Here is a 19,329-nt window from a genome sequence, read left to right on the forward strand (position 1 = left end):
TAATAAGCTGTATCATTTTAGTATTTATTTTTCTTAATTATCCTGTTTTTGACAGCGAAGGAATATCTTATCTTATTATTTTCACCTGTTTTGTTGCTATTTGTTTTTCGGGGCAAAAATATATTTTCCCAGGGCTGAAAATTATGACGCCGTTGAAAAAGAAGCCGATCAACTAGAGAAATATGATGGTGATTTCCAATATACAAATAAAGGATTTTACCATAAACAGAAGAAACCGATAGAACTTATAAAATGGGATGAAATTATTTCAGTATATTCATTTAATATTCCAATTTCAAAACATAAAAGAGAAACAGGTATTGAAATAATTACGGACAAAAGTAGTTACGAATTCAATACGTCTACATCTGGAATCGAAAAGTTAACCAATGAAATGTATAATCATCTCTCAGATTGGCAATTAAATTCTCCAACTATTAGAATCAATAATCACGGACTGGAAAAAACAAAACTGTATGAAAGACACCATGAAAAAAACCTTTGAATTCCTAAAACACTTAGAAAAAAACAACAACCGTGAATGGTTTGCTCAGCATAAATCTGAATATGATTCAGTGGTAAAAGAAAACAAAGTTTTTTTCAATCAGATCTATACCGAGCTTCAGGAATACGACAGTTTAAAAGGAATCCATATTTTCAGAATTTACAGAGACGTCCGCTTTTCCAAGGATCCTACTCCGTACAAAACCAATTTTGGAGTTGGATATTCCCGTTCAAAACCGTTGTTGAGAGGAGGATATTATATTCATCTGGAACCCAATAACAGTTTCGTGGGTGGCGGTTTCTGGGGACCTGAGGCTAAAGATCTGCTCCGCATCCGTAAAGAATTCGAACTCAATACCACAGAAATTGAAAAGATCACTTCTGATGAAACTTTCATACAATACTTTGGAGAAATCAAAGGAGATGCTGTAAAAACAGCTCCGAGAGGGTTTAATAAAAACCATCCTGCCATTGATTTGATCAGGAAAAAACAATTTGTCGTGATGCGGAAATTTACGGATAAAGAAGTTCTATCCGACTGCTTTCAGAAAGAAGCAGTTCTCACCTTATTAGCCATGCGCCCTTTCTTTGATTATATGAGTGAAGTGCTTACCACAGACTTAAACGGAGAGCCTTTATATTAAAATAGACTGAGTTCGGATAAGAAAATACATGAAATAAATTGTATTTTTATCAAAAAGGCAAACAAAGTAGATTTTTTGACCTGTTAATAAGGAAAACAAGGGCATTTTATACAGCAAAGTAAGACCAATACATTTCCTTGTATTGCTTACCAATAAGTGAAACGGCTTTGTTTATCTTAAATATTTTTTAAGGCTTTGTCTATCCTTGCGTTTAATTTAATTTTTATTCCAAATTCACATTAAAATAAATATTGAATTGTTGAAAAATCAATTTAATAATGATTTCTATTTTAGAATCCAGTTAATATTTTACTTATTTTTATATCCACCAAAAGTCATTAAAATATTAATTATCATGAATTTAAAAACATTAATCACACACAGTGTTCAGTACAACAATTGGGTAGTCAATAAATACATCGACTGGCTTTCTACAAAGTCTGATGAACAGCTTAACCAGGAGGTTGTTTCAAGCTTTCCGACAATCTTATCAACCTTACATCACATCTGGCAGACCCAGCAGTACTGGTGGGCTTATATTGCGGAAAATGACGATTTCGATTTTGCTGCAATTTCTGCTGCCGTGACTAAAGAAGAGATTTTTTCCGGCATAAAAAACAATTCTCAGAAATTAATGGAGTACGTGGAAACCTTATCGGAAGAAGACCTGGTAAAAAACGTAAAAATTGAATCTCAATGGTTCCAGTGTGACTTTTCCAAGTACGAATATATTCAGCATGTGATTGTTCATGGAACTTACCACAGGGGACAGATCGTAACCATGGGACGGAATGTCGGGATAACAGATGCCCCAATGACAGATTACAACTTCTGGAATGTCTACAAAAACTCAGAAGCAACATCTGAAGCATAGCGGAATAGCATGATATCCGTATTGTTAAATTATAAAATACCCAATAAAACATGACAGATCTTGAACTCTGGGAAGAAGAATTAAAAACAGTATGGAACCAGCTGGGAAAAATTTCCAATGATGATTTTATTGAAAGAATAAAACGGCATGCGGATGAGATCTCCGGTGATCACCGTGCCATTGCAGATTTTGAAAGAGCCTGCGCCTGCGATTCTACCGGCTTTGAAAAAAACGCAGAACCGCTCTACAGATCTGCTCTAGAGCTGGGCCTTACAGGGTTACGGAGAAGAAGAGCCAGAATTCAGCTGGCAAGTACTTTACGGAATAATGGAAAATTCCACGAAAGCATAGAAATACTGAGAGAGGAAAAGGAAAACTATTCCGATGAGCTGGATGATGCCGTAAATGCATTTTTGGCTCTGTCGCTTTCCTCCATCAATAACGATAAAGAAGCATTGTCTTTAGTCCTGGAATCCCTATCCGCACATTTGCCGAGGTATAATAAATCGGTGTATAATTATTCCAAGGAACTCATCAGATAAAAATGTATATGAACCCCGATAAGGATTAATGATGCAATGATAAACAAACATTATGAAAATCAACAGCAATGTAAAGACAAAGCTTTCTATGTTTCTGTGCTGTATCTGTTTCCTGTTCAATTCCTGTTCAGAACCAGTTCCTGCATCTAAAATTGAAGATATTTCAGATTTAAAAGCTGAAATTGAAATCTACCAGAGTTTAACAGATGAAAATGACAACAGCATTTCCGTTATCCTGTATGATAAAAAAGGAAAAGAATTTGGCAATGATTCTGTAAAAATAACTGTCAACGGGGAAAAAGCAGAATACAAAATTATGCAGCAGCTGTATTACGGTAAAAACTACGATTACCGTGCTGGAGATGTACCTCCGAAAAATGGCAGCTATGAACTCAGGATCCAGCTGGCCAATGGAAAAAAGTTTTTTCTGTCCAGTATTCCTTCCCTGAAATTAAGCAGCTCAAGAAACATTATTTATAAAGAGAATGCACCACTGAATCAGGACTATTCCATACAATGGTCCGGGCTTCACGATGTCAATGTGCTCTATCTGTCCAAAAGCGTTAAAATTCAGACCAAAGAAAAAAGCAATATAGAAACGTTTGCAGAACAGCCCGCGGACACCATAAAGATTGGCCCTTCCGGAAATTATACCGTAAAAAAAGAAACATTTTCAAAGCCCGGTGAAACACTGAGTATCATGAGCTTTGAGTTCACTGCAGAGAAAAACGGAACGGTACATCCGCAGCTGTTAACAGGAAGCAGCAGTAAAATCAGAGGTTACCATGAGGAAAGGATAAGTTTTAAATAGTACTTCAATGATAATGTGACATTTTACAAAAAATCATAAGAATTCAGAACTGCCGGTAGGAAAGAACGATTCCGGGATGGAAATAGTAAATTTTATAAAGCAAAACGTTCGGTCTTCAGAACGTTTTTCTGTATTTTTACAGTATTCAACGACAATCTCTACTATCATATGAGAAAAATAATCCTGGACCTGGCTGTCACTTTAGATGGATTCATTGAAGGTCCCAATGGCGAAACAGACTGGTGCATCATGGATGACGATATGAATTTTGATGGGTTTCTAAACAGTATTGATACTATCTTTTACGGCAGGGTAAGTTATGATTCCTGGGGAACCTATCAGCCCGAAGAAACTGCTGATTCTGAAGAAAAGGAATTTTGGAGATCCATACATTCTAAAAATAAATATGTTTTTTCAGGACAGGACAGAAAAGATCCAGGGGCCGTTTTTATCAGTTCCGATATTGCTGAAAAAGCAGCTGAAATTAAGAAACAGGATGGAAAAGATATCTGGCTGTATGGTGGAGCAAGTCTTATTAAAACCTTTATTAACCTAGATCTTATTGATGTATACAGAATTTCTGTTCACCCCGTTGCTTTGGGAAGCGGAAAACCATTGTTTGAAAACCTGAAAGAAAGGCTGGAGCTGAAGCTGATCACGACAAACGTTTTCAGATCAGGAGTCGTACAGCTTATCTATGAACCCAAAAACCAATAAATTAAACCACAGAAAAATATATTAATTATGGAAAAATATGCACAGTCTTCGGACGGACAGAATATTCATTATAAAGAAAGCGGACAGGGAAGTCCTTCCATCCTATTTGTGCACGGATGGCTCGGCAATGCAGAATGGTGGAACAGCCAGCAGGAGCACTTCAAAGACAGTTATCATATCGTACAGATGGATCTTGCCGGACACGGAAAATCTGGTACTTCCAGAACTGAATGGACAAGCGCATTGTATGCAGATGATATCAAAGCGGTAGCAGACCAGATAAATTCTTCTGAAATTATCCTTGTAGGGCATTCTATGTCGGGCGCCTACGTTCTTGAAGCTTCTTTAAAAATCCCTCAGGTAAAAGCACTTATCCTGATCGACACCGTAAAAGATCTTGACGAAGTAATCACAGAAGAAAAGGCTGAAGAGTTTTTGTTCGTGCATTACCGCAGTGATTTTAAAAATGCCGTTGAAAATATTCTTCCTCAATATCTTTTTGCGGAAAAAACGCCATCCGGTGTGAAACGCAGTCTTCAGGATGAGTTTCTTCAAAATACTTCAGAAAAAGCCATCGATCTGCTCAGACCTTTGTATAAGAAAGATTTCAGGGAAGCGGCGTCACAGGTTCAGGTTCCGGTAAGAGCTATCAATTCCGATAATTTCCCTACCAATATAGAGAATAACCGGAAGTATCTGAAAGATTATAATTACACTGAAATATCCGGGGTAGGCCACTATCCGATGCTGGAAAACCCAAAAGAATTTAACCGTATTCTTGATGACATTCTTAAAGAAATCAATGGAGAGCGTTAATACTCCTAAGTTGAAATAATTAATTAAAAAGCCATGCAGAACACCAGAATTTATACTACCGCTTTTGCCAGTGTTTATCCTCATTATATTCAAAAAGCAGAAAAGAAAGGACGTACAAAATCCGAAGTTCATGAAATTATATTCTGGCTCACAGGATATGACGAAAAAGGTTTACAGGATATTTTAGATAACAGGACAGATTTTAAAACATTCTTTGAACAGGCCCCACAGATTAATCCCAATGTTTCACTGATCAAGGGAGTCATCTGCGGATACCGCGTAGAAGATATTGAAGATGAACTGATGAGAAATATCCGTTATCTGGATAAACTTATTGATGAGCTGGCGAAGGGGAAGAAGATGGAGAAGATATTGAGGGAGCAGTGATTTGTGATATTAATTTAAAGAAAAAGAGTTGACAAGAAAAGAAAAAAACGAGGAAATCCTTAAAAAACAGGGGATAAAAATTAATTTTAACCTTCCACATATAGAAACAGATGAAGAAACGACACTTAGAACGTCTGAAGAAATAGCCAGAAGACTCACTGTTCTCGCTGTTACGAATCTTACTGCTTTTGATGCTATTGATCCGGAAGAAGCAATCGGTTACCTGAAAGACGGTGATCTTTGGGACTATGCCACCCCGGCGGAAAAAGATTTTTTAACTGATCCCACGGAACAGAAAAAAGCACAGGAAAGCTGGAAATGCGAATGCATCTGGGTTTTATCATGGGCATTAAAAAAAGTAGATGTCCTACCCTTTCCGGATGAATTGTGTGACCTGAACGATATTCCGGCCGAAAATTACCCGGTTGGCGGAGACATTGATCCTAATGATTTCATTAATGGTCCTCATGAGCTCCGTTCAAAATCCGAAATACTTGATGCTGCAGACTTATATTACCGCTATGACTGGGCCTGTGTTGACGCCCGCATCAACAATATTGAAATGACCACGGTAGATCCCGGTATCGTCTATGAGAGACATTATGCTTTAAACTGGCTGATCACTTATATGGATCAGGATTGGGACGATGTTTCATGTGATACGTAATCTATTCAACAGATGACACAACAGAAACTTATGGAAATAGCAAATTCTTGATATGATCTCGTTGAAAAAAAATTGGTTTCTTCTCTAAAAAAATATGAAAACTTAAAAAGGGGTCTTCGAAATGCATATGGCAGTATCCCCACAGATGCTCCTTGATAAAAACAATCAAAAATCCCTTCTCCAATTCAAAAAACTTCCCGAAATTTGCAATCTGTGCGTTAAATATAATCAATGAAATAAAATTTTAAATCAGAACATACAGTAAAACTTAGTATAAGTTTTCTTCGGGGCAGGGTGAAATTCCCTACCGGCGGTTACAGTCCGCGACTCCTTTCTTTTGAAGGGACTGATTTGGTGAAATTCCAAAACCGACAGTTAAAGTCTGGATGGGAGAAGAAAATGAAACAGTCAGTAAGATTCCTTACGGGCTTATTGTGCCGTATTTCATTTCCATGTACCGAAGACTATTTTAACTTTTAAAAGTAAAATAACATGGAAAAATTATTAGAACAATTTGGAGCAACCTCCACAGAACGTGTAGAAAATGCACTTCTAAAACTACAACAGGGAAAAGGAATTCTTTTAGTAGATGATGAAAACCGTGAAAACGAAGGCGATATCATCTTTCCCGCATCCACCATTACAGAAAAGGACATGGCACTTCTGATCCGCGAATGCAGCGGAATCGTCTGTCTGTGCATTTCAGAAGAAAAAAGCAAGCATCTTAACCTCCGTCCGATGGTGGAAAACAACAATTCTAAAAATCAGACGGCATTCACTATTTCTATTGAGGCCAAAGAAGGTGTTGAATCCGGAGTTTCAGCAAGAGACCGTGTAACAACGATCAGAACTGCCGTGGCAGAAAATGCGGAAGCCCGCCATATTGCAAGTCCGGGACATGTTTTTCCCCTGATTGCTAAAAAAGGCGGTGTTTTCGAAAGACGGGGACATACCGAAGGCAGCGTAGATCTGGTAAAAATGGCCAATCTTGGTGACGATGCCGTACTCTGCGAACTGACCAATGAGGACGGCTCTATGGCGAGGCTTCCGGAAATCGTGAATTTTGCATCTCAAAAAGGAATGAGCGTAGTAACTATTGAGGATATTTACGCCTACCGCAAAATAATGAGCAACTAAAAAAAATATTTAACGCACGGAACCTCCGCCCGATTTCATCGGGCGGAGGTTTTATTTAAACATTCTAATCCGGTTTTTACCCGAAATAAAGATAACCAATGAAGCTGCAAGACTGATAACGCCTTCATCATCCACGGAAATAAAACATAACAAATAACAATTAAATCACTAATTCAAAATTAAAAACAAAATCATATTCAATTATTATTGATTTTTTGCCCGTTTTTTGCTGATATATTTTTACACCACAAAATATAAAGTCATGAAAAAGCTCCTCATCTTAATCCCCTGTTTCCTGCTTTCAGAGGCAGATGCACAGGAAATTCAGGCTGTTCCCACAGAGAAAATGAACATTATTAAGACCAATGTTACAGCCTATGCATTCAGAAATATCAACCTGTCTTATGAAAGAGCCATCAACCAATGGTTTTCTCTAAATATAGGTTTCGGAACAATGACGCAGGGAAAAGTACCTTTCATCAATTCATTTTTGAAAGAAGAGGACGAAAAAAGGTTCCAAAATCTGGAAGTAAAGGCAACCAACTTCACCATCGAGCCCAGGTTCTATATCGGGAAAGGCTATGGCAGAGGGTTTTACTTGGCACCTTATTACCGGTATTCAGATGTTTCGTCCAATAGCTTTGACTTCTATTACGATTACGATGCTGTCGATGGAAATACCTACCAGATTCCGCTCAAAGGCCAGGGAAGCACCAGCGGAAACAGCGGCGGTCTGATGGTCGGCGTACAGTTCTTCCTTACCAGAAGCCAGAACCTGGTCCTTGATTTCTGGATCGCAGGTGCTCATTATGGAAGCGGAAAAGGTGACTTCAACATGACCAGCAATTATGTGCTGACTCCGGAAATGCAGGCACAGCTTAAGCAGGAAATTGAAAATCTTGATATCCCTTTTGTAGATTATACCGTAGAAACCAATGCCAATGGAGCAAAAGTAAAAGTGGACGGACCATGGGCAGGCTTCAGAAGCGGATTGTCGATTGGATACAGGTTTTAAAAAATAATATTTAATGTTATTAGGCCGCTCTTAAAAGAGCGGCTTATTTTTTCGCAAAATTTGTATCTTGCCCTTCTTTACTTCTCGATTATCTACAAATAAATCTATGAATTCATCACCTATAACTACTGCCCAGAGAATCAAAGCCATTGTGGGCGGATCTATCGGAAACCTTGTTGAATGGTATGACTGGTATGCCTATGCTGCTTTTGCCATTTATTTTTCCAATTCGTTTTTTCCGGATTCAGACCTTAATGCCCAGCTTATGAATACGGCAGGAATCTTTGCCGTAGGATTTTTAATGAGGCCGATCGGAGGCTGGATATTCGGAAGTATTGCCGATAAAATCGGAAGAAAAAAAGCGATGACCTTTTCTGTCCTTCTGATGTCTTTTGGCTCGCTTCTTATTGCGCTTACCCCAACCTATAAAACGATCGGAATCCTGGCACCTGCACTGCTGCTGCTTGCAAGATTACTGCAGGGGCTGAGTGTTGGCGGAGAATATGGTGTTTCTGCAACTTACCTCAGCGAAATGGCTTCAGAAAACCGGAGGGGTTTTTATTCAAGTTTTCAGTATGTGACGCTGATAGGCGGGCAGCTGATTGCATTAGGAATCCAGTTGATTCTGCAGAAACTTCTTTTAACAGAGACTCAGCTTGAAGAATGGGGCTGGAGAATTCCATTCGTGATCGGAGCATTCCTTTCTGTTATTGCTTTATATTTAAGAGCCAATCTTCATGAAACTGAAGCATTTGAAAATAAAAAAGAAGTGAGTGAAAAGAAAAAAGGAACAGTTACCGAGCTTCTCAAACATCCCAAAGCTTTGCTTACCGTCATCGGGCTTACCTTAGGCGGAACCCTGGCTTTTTATACATATACCACTTATATGCAGAAGTTTTTGGTAAATACCGTACATCTTACCAAAGAGCAGTCTACCCTGATTTCTTTTATTTCATTATTTATATTTGCCTGCCTCCAGCCTGTTTTCGGAGCATTATCAGACAGGATCGGAAGAAGACCTCTTCTTTTAGGGTTTGGAATTCTGGGTACACTGTTTACAGTTCCCCTACTTACAGCCTTAAGCACGACTACTTCGATGTGGACTGCATTCTTCCTGATCATGGCCGCCCTGATCATTGTGAGCGGTTACACTTCAATTAATGCCGTTGTAAAAGCAGAACTTTTCCCTTCTGAGATCAGAGCGCTGGGCGTGGGACTTCCTTATGCCCTTACGGTAGCTATTTTTGGAGGAACGGCGGAATATCTTGCCCTTTGGTTCAAAAAGGCTGGAACGGAAGAATATTTCTACTGGTATATTACCGGATGTATATTATTCTCGCTGATCGTTTATGCCGGAATGAAGGACACCAAGGAGACCTCAACACTGGATAGGGATTAATATTATTCATAAAAAAACGGGCGCCGCAGATTCTCTGCGGCGCCCGGCTATATGTTAATGGTAAGCCTTTTTAAATTTCTCCACCATGCTATCCAGATTATGACGCTGGACATATACACTCTTCACTTCCTGGTACCTCGGTGATTTGTAAAAAACCTCATGGAAATCCATACTCCCATTGCCCACTTTCACGACTTTCTGTACGTCGATATTCAGTTTCTTCAGCTCGTCTTTAAAGACTTTAAATTCATCTTGTATATTGCTCATTTATATTTTTGGGATTTAATTAAAAAATCAGTTTTCTCCTTGACACCCTTCAATTATCCGGGGCAGGCTATAAATTTGTAATAAAAATAGTGAATTTTTCAATATAATCATCAGGTAACCGTCACTTTTTTACTTAAATTAATGATTTTATACAGATTTTACATTTTTTCAGGTTGGTCAAATAATTTTAAACGGCAAAGATTTCACAGACAATTTATTTGAAAGGCTTATTAATTCAGGGAAAAGCAGCTGATAAGCAAAAATTTTTGAGCAATGATATAAAGCAACCGTAACATGATATTTTACAGCTACATCATCTGAAAAACTGCTGTGAAATCTGTCAGACTCATGCAGAGAGGCCGATTTTTAATACGTTATGGTTTAAATTGAAGGTTTTGAGTAAGAAGGTGGATGATTGATTGAATGCTTATATTTGAAAATTAACGTGTTGAAAAAACAAAAGATTTAGAATAGCAAAAGACCTCACGTTCACAAATAATTTAAAACATCTTGTAACATTCTAAAGAAGTCTGTCTCTAAAAGGCATATCACTTTAAAATTTTATAATCATGGAAAAAATACAGACGGTTCAATGTCCTTCCCTTATTCTTCCGGAGTTCTGTTTTGTTAATTTTAAACCGGCTATTGAAAATCAGTATAAAAATTTGAAAAAAGCAGATATGAGATATGCTTCGAAAGGCTTCATTGTATCATGTATGATGATAAAGAATGGTATTTTGAACAGTTGAATAACTTTTTATCATCCCAATAATGGTGTTTGAAGATATATACGAACTGTACTGGCCGAAGATATTCCGTTTATGCATGGGATATGTAAACAATGCTGAACAGGCACAGGATCTCGCCCAGGAAACATTCATTATTGTCTGGCAGCAGCTTCCAAAATTCAGGAATGAATCCAGTATCGGGACATGGATCTTTAGAATTGCATCCAATAACTGCTTAAAACAGATTGAAAGGGAGAAAAGATTTACCAAAGCTGAACTTCCCATTCATCTCGAAGAAAAAAAGCAGGAATCTATGGAGCCACAGATCCAGCTGCTCTATCAGTTTATTTCGGAGCTTCCTGAAACGGACAGGATCATTATTTCGCTGGAGCTGGAAGAAGTAAGACAAGCAGAAATTGCCGGTATTGTAGGACTTTCAGAATCCAACATCAGGGTAAGGATTCACAGGATAAAAGAAAAATTAACGAAAAAATTCAAAGAAAATGGCTACTAATATAGATTTTAAAGACCTCTGGAAACAGCAGACTTCCGAGAAACCCAGTATAGAAGAGCTGCTTGGCAGGCTTAAGAAATTCAAAAACGAAAACCTAAGAAAGTTATTGATTACTAATATTTTACTAATCATTACCTGTCTGTTTATAGGGTTCATCTGGTACTATTATGAGCCCCGGCTCATCACTACCAAAATCGGAATTGTTCTGGTAATTCTCGCTATGGTTATTTTCCTGTCTGCTTATAATAAACTGCTCAGCCCTATTTATAAACTTGATAACACTCAAACGAATACTGAATATCTGCACAGCCTGTATTCACTGAAGAACAAGCATAAATTTATACAGACCACCATGCTGAACCTATATTTCATCATGCTGTTCGCAGGAATCAGTCTGTATATGTACGAATATGCATCGAAAATGAAAATGATCTATGGAATCTCTGCTTACCTGTTTACTTTTTTGTGGATTGCCTTCAACTGGTTTTATTTAAGACCAAGAATCATAAAGAAACAGCAGGCAAAACTTAATGGATTAATTAATAAATTTGAAGAAATAAATGATCAGTTGAAAGATTAATCAAAAACCTATTTTTATCACTGTTAACAATCTGTAGAATGGAAGACACCAACAAAAAACACTGGGAAAATGTGTATGAAACCAAAAACCCGGACCAGGTAAGCTGGACGCAGGAAAAACCACAGACCTCCCTTGATTTTATTCATTCTTTCGGCCTGGGGAAAGATGCCAGGATCATTGATATAGGAGGTGGAGACAGTAATCTTGTAGATTTTCTTTTGGATGAAGGATACAGAAACATTAGTGTTCTTGATATTTCATCAAAAGCTTTAGAAAGGGCAAGGACCAGATTAGGGAGTAAAGCTGATAAAGTAACCTGGATCAATTCAGACATTACAGCATTTGAGCCCCGGGAAACTTATGACATCTGGCACGACAGGGCTGCTTTCCATTTTTTAACAACTCCTGAACAGGTTTCCCAATATATTAAAATAGCAGGCAAAAGTGTAACCGGATTTATGATTTTGGGAACTTTTTCTAAAAAAGGCCCTGCAAAATGCAGCGGACTGGATATTCAACAATACGATGATGAATCATTACCGGCAAAGTTTGAATCAGATTTTGAAAAAATAAAATGCCTGACAGAAGATCATACAACTCCTTTTGGTACGGTACAGAATTTTGTCTTCTGCAGTTTTAAGAAATTTAAGAGGTAAATTTTCAAGAATCCTTAAGTAAACTGATTTTTCTTTTTTACACCTTATAAACAGGCACGAAAGATTTTCACTTATCACTTATTCATACACATTCTTTCATTTTTATAATTTTTTACAAACAATTTATTAGTTCTTAGAACAATATAATAGAAAATTCCTTTTTTTGTTATTTATTTTATTATTTTTAATACACCATAATCTAATAATATAATTTATGAAAAAACTACTATTAATCGTTGTTTCAGGCTTGGCCTGTTCAAATTTTTATTCACAGAAGTTAGAATTCCAGGAGTGCGGGACTGATGAATTGATGCGAAAACATTATGAAAGGCATCCGGAACAGAAAGCTCAGGATGATGCTTTTAACCTGGAATTATCCAAACTGATCAAAAGCGGAAAATTATCCAGCACATTAAACAAGAATCAGGTCTACGAAATTCCTATTGTTGTTCATGTGGTAGGAGACGGAAGTGCCATTGGGACAGTCAATAACAAATCTGATGCTGATATTACAGCATGGGTAAATTATACGAACGGAGTATTTTCCGGGAGTACAACCAGCGGAATGTCGGGAACCAGTGCTGTATTGCCTGTGAAATTTGTTTTTGCCAAGGTGAATCCAAGCTGTAATCTGACCAACGGGATCAACAGGATCAATGCTTCTCATCTTCCAAAGTATGTGAGCGGAGGAGTAAACAATGATAATACCACGAATGCTGTAACCGCTTCCGAGATTACCGCTCTGGGCATGTGGGACACCAGCAAGTATTACAATATCTATGTTGTTAAAAAACTTGCATCCAATGCAGGGACTCTGAACGGATTTGCCTATTATCCCGGAGGCAGCAATGATTATTCTTTCATGTCTACAAGTGCTTCCGCAGTGAATGTCCAGACTCTAGCTCATGAATTTGGACACGCGCTTGGTCTTCGTCACACGCACGAAGGCTACAGTGAGTCTACCGGGGCATGTCCTGCAAATACAGACTGTACTCTTCAGGGAGACCTGGTATGTGATACTGAACCTATGAAAAGCCTTTATCATTCGTCTGTTCCTTATACATGTCAGACAGGACAGATTAATCCGTGTACCAGTCAGGTCTATGCTGGCGGTGAAAGAAATGTAATGGCTTACACATTCTGCTTCAGGAACTTATTTACCCAGGGACAGTCTGCCAGGGCAACGGCACAGCTTCTGCAGTACAGACAGTCGCTGATCAATTCTTCGGTAGCTTCTTCAACTACGCCTAACAACAGTTCTGTTTTAACGACAGCATGTACTCCGACTTCTATGACGAATCCCGGAAACTTTAATATCGGAATTACTTCTGTGAAATTCGCGAACATTAATAATTACTCAGCTAATTACAAACAGGCGTCCAATAATTTCTATGAAAACTTTACAGGAAATTACTGTTCCGGCATTTCAAAAACTACAATTCCATCCAATACCGCAACGGTACTTACGGCTGCACCGGGAACCAGCAACCCACATATTATCAAGGCTTATATAGATTATAATAATGACGGACAGTTTAATGAGACCACAGAACTTGTGCTTAATCAGAGTTCAGTCAGCAGCGGCTCTGTTGCCACCGCATCAGTCACTCCTCCTGCAAGTGCTGTTACCAATACGCCATTAAGAATGAGAGTGATCGGTGAATTCAACGGAACAGCCGTTACCGCCTGCTACACTCCGAAATACGGACAGGTAGAAGATTATTCCGTGATCATTGCACCTCAGAATTTGTTGGCTGCTGAAAGTGTAAACAAACCAAGCATTACACAAATTATCAGGGATGAGAGTTTCGTGCAGGTAAAAAGTGATCTTAAAATTTCCAGTGTCCATATCTACGATGCCTCGGGAAGACTTCTGACCAGCAGAACAGATATAAAATCCTCTGAATTCAGATTTCCTGTTAATGAAAAGAATACCATCATCACTGTAACAGCAGTTTGGGAAAACGGAAAAGTGATCAATAAGAAATTAAAATTTTAAGGAATACATTTCAAAATACAAAAGAGAGCCCAGGCTCTCTTTTTTCTAATTTATCAAATCATATTGATCTATGATTTCTGTTTTTCTTCTTCCAGTTCCACTTCATGTCTTAACTGGGCTTTGTAAAGTGTTGAGTAATATCCGTTCTTATCAAGAAGTTCCAGATGTTTTCCTTCTTCTACAATTTTACCGTGCTCCATAACAATAATTTTATCTGCCTTTTCGATAGTAGAAAGCCTATGGGCAATGATAATAGAAGTTCTGTTTCTGGTAATTTTTTCTGTTGCTCTCTGGATCAGTTTTTCGCTTTCGTGGTCTATAGAAGAAGTGGCCTCATCCAGAATAAGGATTTTAGGATCTGATAAATAAGCTCTCAGGAAAGACAGTAGCTGTCTCTGACCTAAAGAAATAGAAGAACCTCTTTCGCTAACCACAAAATCATATCCTCCCGGAAGCTGCTCGATAAACTGATCAACTTCAATTTCTTTTGCGCCGGCCTTTATTTGTTCTAGAGTAATGCTTTCGTCTCCAAAGGCAAGATTTTCAAAAATACTTCCGTGGAAAAGAAATACATCCTGAAGAACGACTCCAATGTGACTTCTCAGATTATAAAGCTCGTAATCTTTTACATCCACATCATCAATTATAATCTTTCCGGAATTAATATCATAAAGTCTTGTGATAAGACTGATAATGGTCGATTTTCCTGCACCGGTTGCCCCTACAATCGCTACTGTTTCTCCCGGATTTACTTTAAAATCAATTCCTTTAAGCACTTCCTGCTTGTCATCGTAAGCAAAATGTACCTTCTCGAATTCAATTTTACCGGCAAAATGATCTTTTTTTACAGTTCCTGTATTCGGCATGGCGTAATCTTCATCCATAACTCCCAATACTCTTTCCGCTCCTACAATACCTCTCTGGATATTATTGAAACGGTCTGCAATCTGTCTCAACGGACGGATCAGCATCGAAATATACTGTATAAATGCAATAACAACTCCGGCACTGATTGTGATATAACCTCCATAAAACAGGATAAATCCTATAAATAAAGAAGAAATAAGCTCTACCACAGGGAAGAACAGTGAAAAAATAAATACGGTTCTCAGAAGGGCTGTTTTCAGCGTAATATTAATATCATCAAACTTTTTAAACTCAGATTCCTGTCTGTTGAAAACCTGAATAATAGACATTCCTGCCAATCTCTCCTGAACAAAAGAGTTCTGATTGGCAGTCCATGTTCTTTCATCCCCGAACGCTTTTTTCAGTCTTTTCTGGAAAAATCTGGTAATCATGACCATTAAAGGCAGGATCGCCAATGTGATATAGCTCAGATGCACATTGGTATTAAACATCATGATCAGGACAAATGCAATTCTGAGAATATCTCCGAAAACCATAAGAAAACCGTCTGTGTACACTGTAGCAATAGTTTCTACATCGCCTACAGCACGGGTTACAAGCTGCCCGATAGGAGTTTTATCAAAAAATGATGTTCTGAAATAGATCAGCTTCGCATACAGTCTTTCCCGGATATCACGGATTACATTCTGCGAAATAAAATTTGAAAAGTAAACTAAGAAAAAGTTTAAAATAGTCTCTGCAAAAACCAAAGCTACCAGGATATAGATATGCTTCATCATCAAAGCATTATCTTTCAGTTTAGTGATGTCATTATCAACCACCTCCATGGTAAGATAAGGCCTGTAGGTAGAAACTACGGACAGTAAGACAGAAATAATTAAAGTAAGGATGAACCAGGACCGGAATTTCATTCCTATAAAGAACAGCCTCTTAACAATCCCCCAGGTATCTTGTTTTTTCATTGTACGAGTTGAAGAAAGAATTTAAAATTCTATGCAAAAATAAGACTTTAAAATTTGACAGCCTTTAGAAGTTGATCAAATCGTCATAGAAAATTCCAGATAAAGGTTATTTACATTATGAATATAGTAAGCCCGTGTCTTCGAAAATCTCAGTTACCAAAGAGCTCATTAAAAATCTTTATCCCCAATCTTTTCAATTTCAAGAGAAGGCTTAGCCATATGCTCTTTCACAAATTTCTTTTCAAGAAAATAGTAAACTCCATATACGGCCGCAATTGAAATGATCCAGCTGATGATATTGACAAGGGAAAACCCTGTATAATCCACACCTACCGAAGCAGGATCTGTAAGTCCTTTATAAATTCCATAAGAAAAACCAAAGACCAGCTGCGTTCCTAAATACACCCCGATCGCTAAAAGCCCAAAGTGCCATTTTGTTTTTCCGAACTTTTCGGCAAGCTGTGCATAATATCTGTAAGCTCCGATAAGAATAAAAATTGATAACATAATTTGTGTTTTTATATATAAAATTTCAGGGTTATCCTGATTTCAGAAAAGTTAAATTACAATTTTCCGGTTAAAATTCATATCCTACATCCACAAGAAACAATCCGTGACCGGGAGCTGAAGTTCCGGCAGCATTACGGTTTTTGTCCTCAATCACTGTACGCAGATCTTCCGGCTTTATTTTTCCGCTTCCGATCTCCACCATCGTCCCTACGATAGCGCGAACCATGTTTCTCAGGAAACGGTTGGCTGAAACCGTAAACTTAAGTTCTGTACCATCCTGCTCCCACTCTGCTTTATACATCTTACAGATATTGGTTTTATTATCTGTTTTTAATTTAGCAAAGCTTGTAAAATCTTCATATTCAAATAAAATCTTACAGGCTTCGTTCATCTTGTGAATATCCAGTGGTCTTTTCCAGTGCTGCCATGCCGATTCCTGAGTAAAAGGATTTTTCGCCAGAGAAATATAATACTCATAGGTTCTGTACGTAGCATCAAAACGGGCATGAAAGTCGTCCTTCACCTTAAATATCCGCTTTACCGAAATATCAGGAGGTAAGAAACTGTTTAATTTGTAAGGAAGGTTCATTTCATCCACAGACTGTTCCGTATCAAAATGGGCAAATATTTTTTTAGCATGAACGCCGGTATCCGTTCTTCCTGCACCTGTTGTTTTGACCTCTTCCCTTAATATCGTGGAAAGTGCTTTTTCCAGTTCTTCCTGTACAGTAATAGCATCCGGCTGTATCTGATAACCGAAATAGTTTTTCCCGTTGTAAGAAAATTCAATAAAGTATCTCAATGTAGTATAATAACTCAACAAAAATACTTTAATTTAACGAAATATTTGTTGAAAGTCTTTGAGAATATTATATAAAATCCTTATGAAAATTCCTATTTTTGCAGACGTATGAAAAGATGGTACCTTTATCCTTTTTCCCTCGGTTATCATTTGGTAACGGGTATCCGAAACACAATGTATGATCTGGGAGTTTTTAAGACAACTAAGTTCAAGACCCCGATAATTAATGTCGGAAACCTTTCTGTGGGCGGAAGCGGAAAATCGCCTATGGTGATGTATCTTGCCCAGTATCTGTCCAAACATTACAGGACAGGAGTACTTTCACGCGGCTATGGAAGACTGACGAAAGGGTATGAAGTAACGAACTATGAAAGCAACTATAAGATTGTAGGCGATGAAGCCATGCAGCTTTTCGAGCGCTTCAAAAACCGCTTCGTCATTGCCGTTTCAGAAGAAAGAGTTCCCGGAGCCAAAAAAGTAATTGAAGATATGGATCTTGACGTTCTTGTTCTGGACGATGCCATGCAGCACAGAGCCATTAAAGCAGGATTCAATATTCTGATGACTGATTTTAATGATCCTTATTTTAAAGATCATCTGCTTCCGGCCGGAGACCTTAGAGAATCCAGAAACGGAGCTAAAAGAGCAGACGTCATCATGGTCAGCAAATGTCCTGATGAACTTACCGAAGAAACCAAACGTTATTATATTTCAAGGATAAGACCTTCTTATAACCAAAAAGTATTCTTTTCATCCATCGGTTATGACGAAAATGTGTACGGAAAAGACAAAATGCTTCCGGACAACAACCTGAACTATTACGATATCCTTCTGATCACAGGAATTGCCAATCCCAAGCCGCTTCTGGAGCATCTGGCTAAATTTTCGCAGCGGGTTAAGCATTTAAAATTCAGAGACCATCATAATTTTACGGATGACGACATCAAAAATATCACCGCAGAATATAAAAAATTAGGGGAATATAAACTGATCCTGACTACGGAGAAAGATTATGTACGTCTGAAAACTTTTGACTATCTTAGAGACATTGTTTACTACTGGCCTATTAATGTTATCATTGATAAAAAGGAAGAATTCAATCAAATCATCTTAGATTATGTTAGAAAAAATTAAGCAGACCGCCGATTTTATCAAAAGTACAATCAAAGAAATTCCAGACTTTGCTATTGTTCTGGGATCAGGACTGGGAAAACTGCAGGATGAAGTGGAAGCGATCCATATTCTGGAATATACTGAAATTCCTAATTTCCCACAGACTACCGTTGCCGGGCACGGAGGAAAATTAATTTACGGAATCCTGAACGGCAAGAAAGTTCTTATGATGAGTGGCCGCTTTCATTATTACGAAGGTCATTCTATGGAAACCGTAACTTTTCCAATACGTGTTTTCCACCTGTTGGGTATTAAAAACCTCATTCTTTCCAATGCCTGTGGCGGTGTAAACCCGGCTTACAGTGTTGCCGATATCGTTATTTTAAAAGACCATATCAATATGATGCCTGAACATCCGCTTCGTGGTAGAAATATTGAATCGTTCGGGCCGCGTTTTGTGGATATGAGCGAACCCTATAACAAAAAAATGATCGAAGCCGCTGAAAAGGCCGCTGCCGAAAACAATATTAAAATCCATCAGGGAGTGTACGTAGCATTGCAGGGACCAACTTTTGAAACACCCGCCGAATATGGCATGATCAAGGCCATTGGTGGTGATATGGTAGGAATGAGCACTGTTCCCGAGGTAATTGTTGCCAGACATATGGGCATAAATGTTTTCTGTATCTCCGTAATTACAGACCTTGGCGGACCGGATATTGCCTTTGCCGTTTCTCACGAAGAAGTCCTTAATGCGGCCAATAAAGCGATGCCGAATGTGATCGCTGTGGTGAAAGGCATGATCAAAAACTATTAAT

The 19,329-nt window shown here is 38.1% G+C and carries 23 protein-coding genes and 1 riboswitch; of the genes, 19 read left to right on the forward strand and 4 right to left on the reverse strand.

Features of this window, described 5'->3' with window-relative positions:
• The first annotated feature begins 100 nt into the window (after positions 1 to 100).
• The 12 genes from J4Q03_RS01405 (at position 101) to J4Q03_RS01460 (ending at position 9,513) form a co-directional block, all read left to right on the forward strand.
• Positions 101 to 505: a hypothetical protein gene (locus J4Q03_RS01405; protein WP_426046458.1), complete on the forward strand. Its 405-nt coding sequence runs from the start codon at positions 101 to 103 to the stop codon at positions 503 to 505.
• Positions 477 to 1,148, forward strand: coding sequence for a DUF2461 domain-containing protein (locus tag J4Q03_RS01410; protein WP_426046459.1), 672 nt, complete (start codon positions 477 to 479; stop codon positions 1,146 to 1,148). The genes J4Q03_RS01405 and J4Q03_RS01410 overlap by 29 nt, the downstream gene beginning before the upstream one ends.
• A gap of 355 nt (positions 1,149 to 1,503) precedes the next feature.
• On the forward strand, positions 1,504 to 2,022 hold the full coding sequence (locus J4Q03_RS01415) for a DinB family protein (protein ID WP_426046460.1): 519 nt from the start codon (positions 1,504 to 1,506) through the stop codon (positions 2,020 to 2,022).
• A gap of 50 nt (positions 2,023 to 2,072) precedes the next feature.
• Positions 2,073 to 2,564 carry a tetratricopeptide repeat protein gene (locus J4Q03_RS01420; RefSeq protein ID WP_426046461.1) on the forward strand — a complete coding sequence of 164 codons (492 nt, stop codon included), beginning with the start codon at positions 2,073 to 2,075 and terminating at the stop codon, positions 2,562 to 2,564.
• Between the two features lie 52 nt (positions 2,565 to 2,616).
• Complete coding sequence (locus tag J4Q03_RS01425; protein ID WP_426046462.1) at positions 2,617 to 3,375, forward strand: hypothetical protein; 759 nt, start codon at positions 2,617 to 2,619, stop codon at positions 3,373 to 3,375.
• 168 nt (positions 3,376 to 3,543) lie between these two features.
• Complete coding sequence (locus J4Q03_RS01430) at positions 3,544 to 4,092, forward strand: dihydrofolate reductase family protein (protein WP_426046463.1); 549 nt, start codon at positions 3,544 to 3,546, stop codon at positions 4,090 to 4,092.
• Between the two features lie 27 nt (positions 4,093 to 4,119).
• Positions 4,120 to 4,908 carry an alpha/beta fold hydrolase gene (locus J4Q03_RS01435; RefSeq protein WP_426046464.1) on the forward strand — a complete coding sequence of 263 codons (789 nt, stop codon included), beginning with the start codon at positions 4,120 to 4,122 and terminating at the stop codon, positions 4,906 to 4,908.
• Positions 4,909 to 4,941: 33 nt separating this feature from the next.
• A complete protein-coding gene (locus tag J4Q03_RS01440) occupies positions 4,942 to 5,295 on the forward strand; it encodes a DUF2200 domain-containing protein (protein WP_426046465.1) in 354 nt (117 codons plus the stop codon).
• Positions 5,296 to 5,323: 28 nt separating this feature from the next.
• Positions 5,324 to 5,962, forward strand: coding sequence for a DUF4272 domain-containing protein (locus tag J4Q03_RS01445; protein WP_426046466.1), 639 nt, complete (start codon positions 5,324 to 5,326; stop codon positions 5,960 to 5,962).
• Between the two features lie 276 nt (positions 5,963 to 6,238).
• Positions 6,239 to 6,364: riboswitch (FMN riboswitch) on the forward strand.
• Positions 6,365 to 6,454: 90 nt separating this feature from the next.
• Positions 6,455 to 7,099, forward strand: a complete 645-nt coding sequence (ribB, locus tag J4Q03_RS01450) for a 3,4-dihydroxy-2-butanone-4-phosphate synthase (protein ID WP_426046467.1) — start codon at positions 6,455 to 6,457, stop codon at positions 7,097 to 7,099.
• 262 nt (positions 7,100 to 7,361) lie between these two features.
• Positions 7,362 to 8,114, forward strand: coding sequence for a DUF3575 domain-containing protein (locus tag J4Q03_RS01455; RefSeq protein WP_426046468.1), 753 nt, complete (start codon positions 7,362 to 7,364; stop codon positions 8,112 to 8,114).
• A 106-nt stretch (positions 8,115 to 8,220) separates the two neighbouring features.
• Positions 8,221 to 9,513, forward strand: a complete 1,293-nt coding sequence (locus J4Q03_RS01460) for an MFS transporter (protein WP_426046469.1) — start codon at positions 8,221 to 8,223, stop codon at positions 9,511 to 9,513.
• Positions 9,514 to 9,567: 54 nt separating this feature from the next.
• On the opposite strand, the gene J4Q03_RS01465 is transcribed toward J4Q03_RS01460, so the two are convergent.
• Entirely contained in the window at positions 9,568 to 9,780 is a 213-nt protein-coding gene (locus J4Q03_RS01465) for a hypothetical protein (RefSeq protein ID WP_034702111.1), read from the reverse strand.
• A gap of 569 nt (positions 9,781 to 10,349) precedes the next feature.
• Between J4Q03_RS01465 and J4Q03_RS01470 the strand changes: the two genes are divergently transcribed.
• The 5 genes from J4Q03_RS01470 (at position 10,350) to J4Q03_RS01490 (ending at position 14,257) form a co-directional block, all read left to right on the forward strand.
• Positions 10,350 to 10,529, forward strand: coding sequence for a hypothetical protein (locus J4Q03_RS01470; RefSeq protein ID WP_426046470.1), 180 nt, complete (start codon positions 10,350 to 10,352; stop codon positions 10,527 to 10,529).
• Positions 10,530 to 10,551: 22 nt separating this feature from the next.
• Positions 10,552 to 11,022, forward strand: a complete 471-nt coding sequence (locus J4Q03_RS01475) for an RNA polymerase sigma factor (RefSeq protein WP_426046471.1) — start codon at positions 10,552 to 10,554, stop codon at positions 11,020 to 11,022.
• Positions 11,012 to 11,602: a hypothetical protein gene (locus J4Q03_RS01480; RefSeq protein WP_426046472.1), complete on the forward strand. Its 591-nt coding sequence runs from the start codon at positions 11,012 to 11,014 to the stop codon at positions 11,600 to 11,602. Before J4Q03_RS01475 ends, J4Q03_RS01480 begins: the two co-directional genes overlap by 11 nt.
• 38 nt (positions 11,603 to 11,640) lie before the next feature.
• Positions 11,641 to 12,258 carry a class I SAM-dependent methyltransferase gene (locus J4Q03_RS01485; protein ID WP_426046473.1) on the forward strand — a complete coding sequence of 206 codons (618 nt, stop codon included), beginning with the start codon at positions 11,641 to 11,643 and terminating at the stop codon, positions 12,256 to 12,258.
• Positions 12,259 to 12,472: 214 nt separating this feature from the next.
• Entirely contained in the window at positions 12,473 to 14,257 is a 1,785-nt protein-coding gene (locus tag J4Q03_RS01490) for a GEVED domain-containing protein (protein WP_426046474.1), read from the forward strand.
• 68 nt (positions 14,258 to 14,325) lie between these two features.
• On the opposite strand, the gene J4Q03_RS01495 is transcribed toward J4Q03_RS01490, so the two are convergent.
• The 3 genes from J4Q03_RS01495 to truA all read right to left on the reverse strand — a co-directional run bounded on the left by J4Q03_RS01495 (position 14,326) and on the right by truA (position 17,419).
• Positions 14,326 to 16,086, reverse strand: coding sequence for an ABC transporter ATP-binding protein (locus J4Q03_RS01495; RefSeq protein WP_426046475.1), 1,761 nt, complete (start codon positions 16,084 to 16,086; stop codon positions 14,326 to 14,328).
• Positions 16,087 to 16,254: 168 nt separating this feature from the next.
• Positions 16,255 to 16,593: a hypothetical protein gene (locus J4Q03_RS01500; protein ID WP_426046476.1), complete on the reverse strand. Its 339-nt coding sequence runs from the start codon at positions 16,591 to 16,593 to the stop codon at positions 16,255 to 16,257.
• 70 nt (positions 16,594 to 16,663) lie between these two features.
• The gene (truA, locus tag J4Q03_RS01505) at positions 16,664 to 17,419 is read right to left on the reverse strand and encodes a tRNA pseudouridine(38-40) synthase TruA (protein WP_426046477.1); all 756 of its coding nucleotides are present in this window, start codon (positions 17,417 to 17,419) and stop codon (positions 16,664 to 16,666) included.
• 87 nt (positions 17,420 to 17,506) lie between these two features.
• Between truA and lpxK the strand changes: the two genes are divergently transcribed.
• Both lpxK and J4Q03_RS01515 read left to right on the forward strand, forming a co-directional pair.
• Entirely contained in the window at positions 17,507 to 18,532 is a 1,026-nt protein-coding gene (gene lpxK / locus J4Q03_RS01510; RefSeq protein WP_426046478.1) for a tetraacyldisaccharide 4'-kinase, read from the forward strand.
• Positions 18,516 to 19,328, forward strand: a complete 813-nt coding sequence (locus J4Q03_RS01515) for a purine-nucleoside phosphorylase (protein ID WP_426046479.1) — start codon at positions 18,516 to 18,518, stop codon at positions 19,326 to 19,328. Before lpxK ends, J4Q03_RS01515 begins: the two co-directional genes overlap by 17 nt.
• The last annotated feature ends 1 nt before the right edge of the window (position 19,329 follow it).

Source organism: Chryseobacterium sp. NFX27 (assembly GCF_049887855.1).
GTDB lineage: Bacteria > Bacteroidota > Bacteroidia > Flavobacteriales > Weeksellaceae > Chryseobacterium.

Bases quoted from the DNA above. Each gene is read 5' to 3' on its own strand.
- J4Q03_RS01410 (WP_426046459.1), top strand. From the start codon at position 477: ATGAAAGACACCATGAAAAAAACCTTTGAATTCCTAAAACACTTAGAA.
- J4Q03_RS01415 (WP_426046460.1), top strand. From the start codon at position 1,504: ATGAATTTAAAAACATTAATCACACACAGTGTTCAGTACAACAATTGG.
- J4Q03_RS01420 (WP_426046461.1), top strand. From the start codon at position 2,073: ATGACAGATCTTGAACTCTGGGAAGAAGAATTAAAAACAGTATGGAAC.
- J4Q03_RS01425 (WP_426046462.1), top strand. From the start codon at position 2,617: ATGAAAATCAACAGCAATGTAAAGACAAAGCTTTCTATGTTTCTGTGC.
- J4Q03_RS01430 (WP_426046463.1), top strand. From the start codon at position 3,544: ATGAGAAAAATAATCCTGGACCTGGCTGTCACTTTAGATGGATTCATT.
- J4Q03_RS01435 (WP_426046464.1), top strand. From the start codon at position 4,120: ATGGAAAAATATGCACAGTCTTCGGACGGACAGAATATTCATTATAAA.
- J4Q03_RS01440 (WP_426046465.1), top strand. From the start codon at position 4,942: ATGCAGAACACCAGAATTTATACTACCGCTTTTGCCAGTGTTTATCCT.
- ribB (WP_426046467.1), top strand. From the start codon at position 6,455: ATGGAAAAATTATTAGAACAATTTGGAGCAACCTCCACAGAACGTGTA.
- J4Q03_RS01455 (WP_426046468.1), top strand. From the start codon at position 7,362: ATGAAAAAGCTCCTCATCTTAATCCCCTGTTTCCTGCTTTCAGAGGCA.
- J4Q03_RS01460 (WP_426046469.1), top strand. From the start codon at position 8,221: ATGAATTCATCACCTATAACTACTGCCCAGAGAATCAAAGCCATTGTG.
- J4Q03_RS01465 (WP_034702111.1), bottom strand. From the start codon at position 9,780: ATGAGCAATATACAAGATGAATTTAAAGTCTTTAAAGACGAGCTGAAG.
- J4Q03_RS01470 (WP_426046470.1), top strand. From the start codon at position 10,350: ATGGAAAAAATACAGACGGTTCAATGTCCTTCCCTTATTCTTCCGGAG.
- J4Q03_RS01475 (WP_426046471.1), top strand. From the start codon at position 10,552: ATGGTGTTTGAAGATATATACGAACTGTACTGGCCGAAGATATTCCGT.
- J4Q03_RS01480 (WP_426046472.1), top strand. From the start codon at position 11,012: ATGGCTACTAATATAGATTTTAAAGACCTCTGGAAACAGCAGACTTCC.
- J4Q03_RS01485 (WP_426046473.1), top strand. From the start codon at position 11,641: ATGGAAGACACCAACAAAAAACACTGGGAAAATGTGTATGAAACCAAA.
- J4Q03_RS01490 (WP_426046474.1), top strand. From the start codon at position 12,473: ATGAAAAAACTACTATTAATCGTTGTTTCAGGCTTGGCCTGTTCAAAT.
- J4Q03_RS01495 (WP_426046475.1), bottom strand. From the start codon at position 16,086: ATGAAAAAACAAGATACCTGGGGGATTGTTAAGAGGCTGTTCTTTATA.
- J4Q03_RS01500 (WP_426046476.1), bottom strand. From the start codon at position 16,593: ATGTTATCAATTTTTATTCTTATCGGAGCTTACAGATATTATGCACAG.
- lpxK (WP_426046478.1), top strand. From the start codon at position 17,507: ATGAAAAGATGGTACCTTTATCCTTTTTCCCTCGGTTATCATTTGGTA.
- J4Q03_RS01515 (WP_426046479.1), top strand. From the start codon at position 18,516: ATGTTAGAAAAAATTAAGCAGACCGCCGATTTTATCAAAAGTACAATC.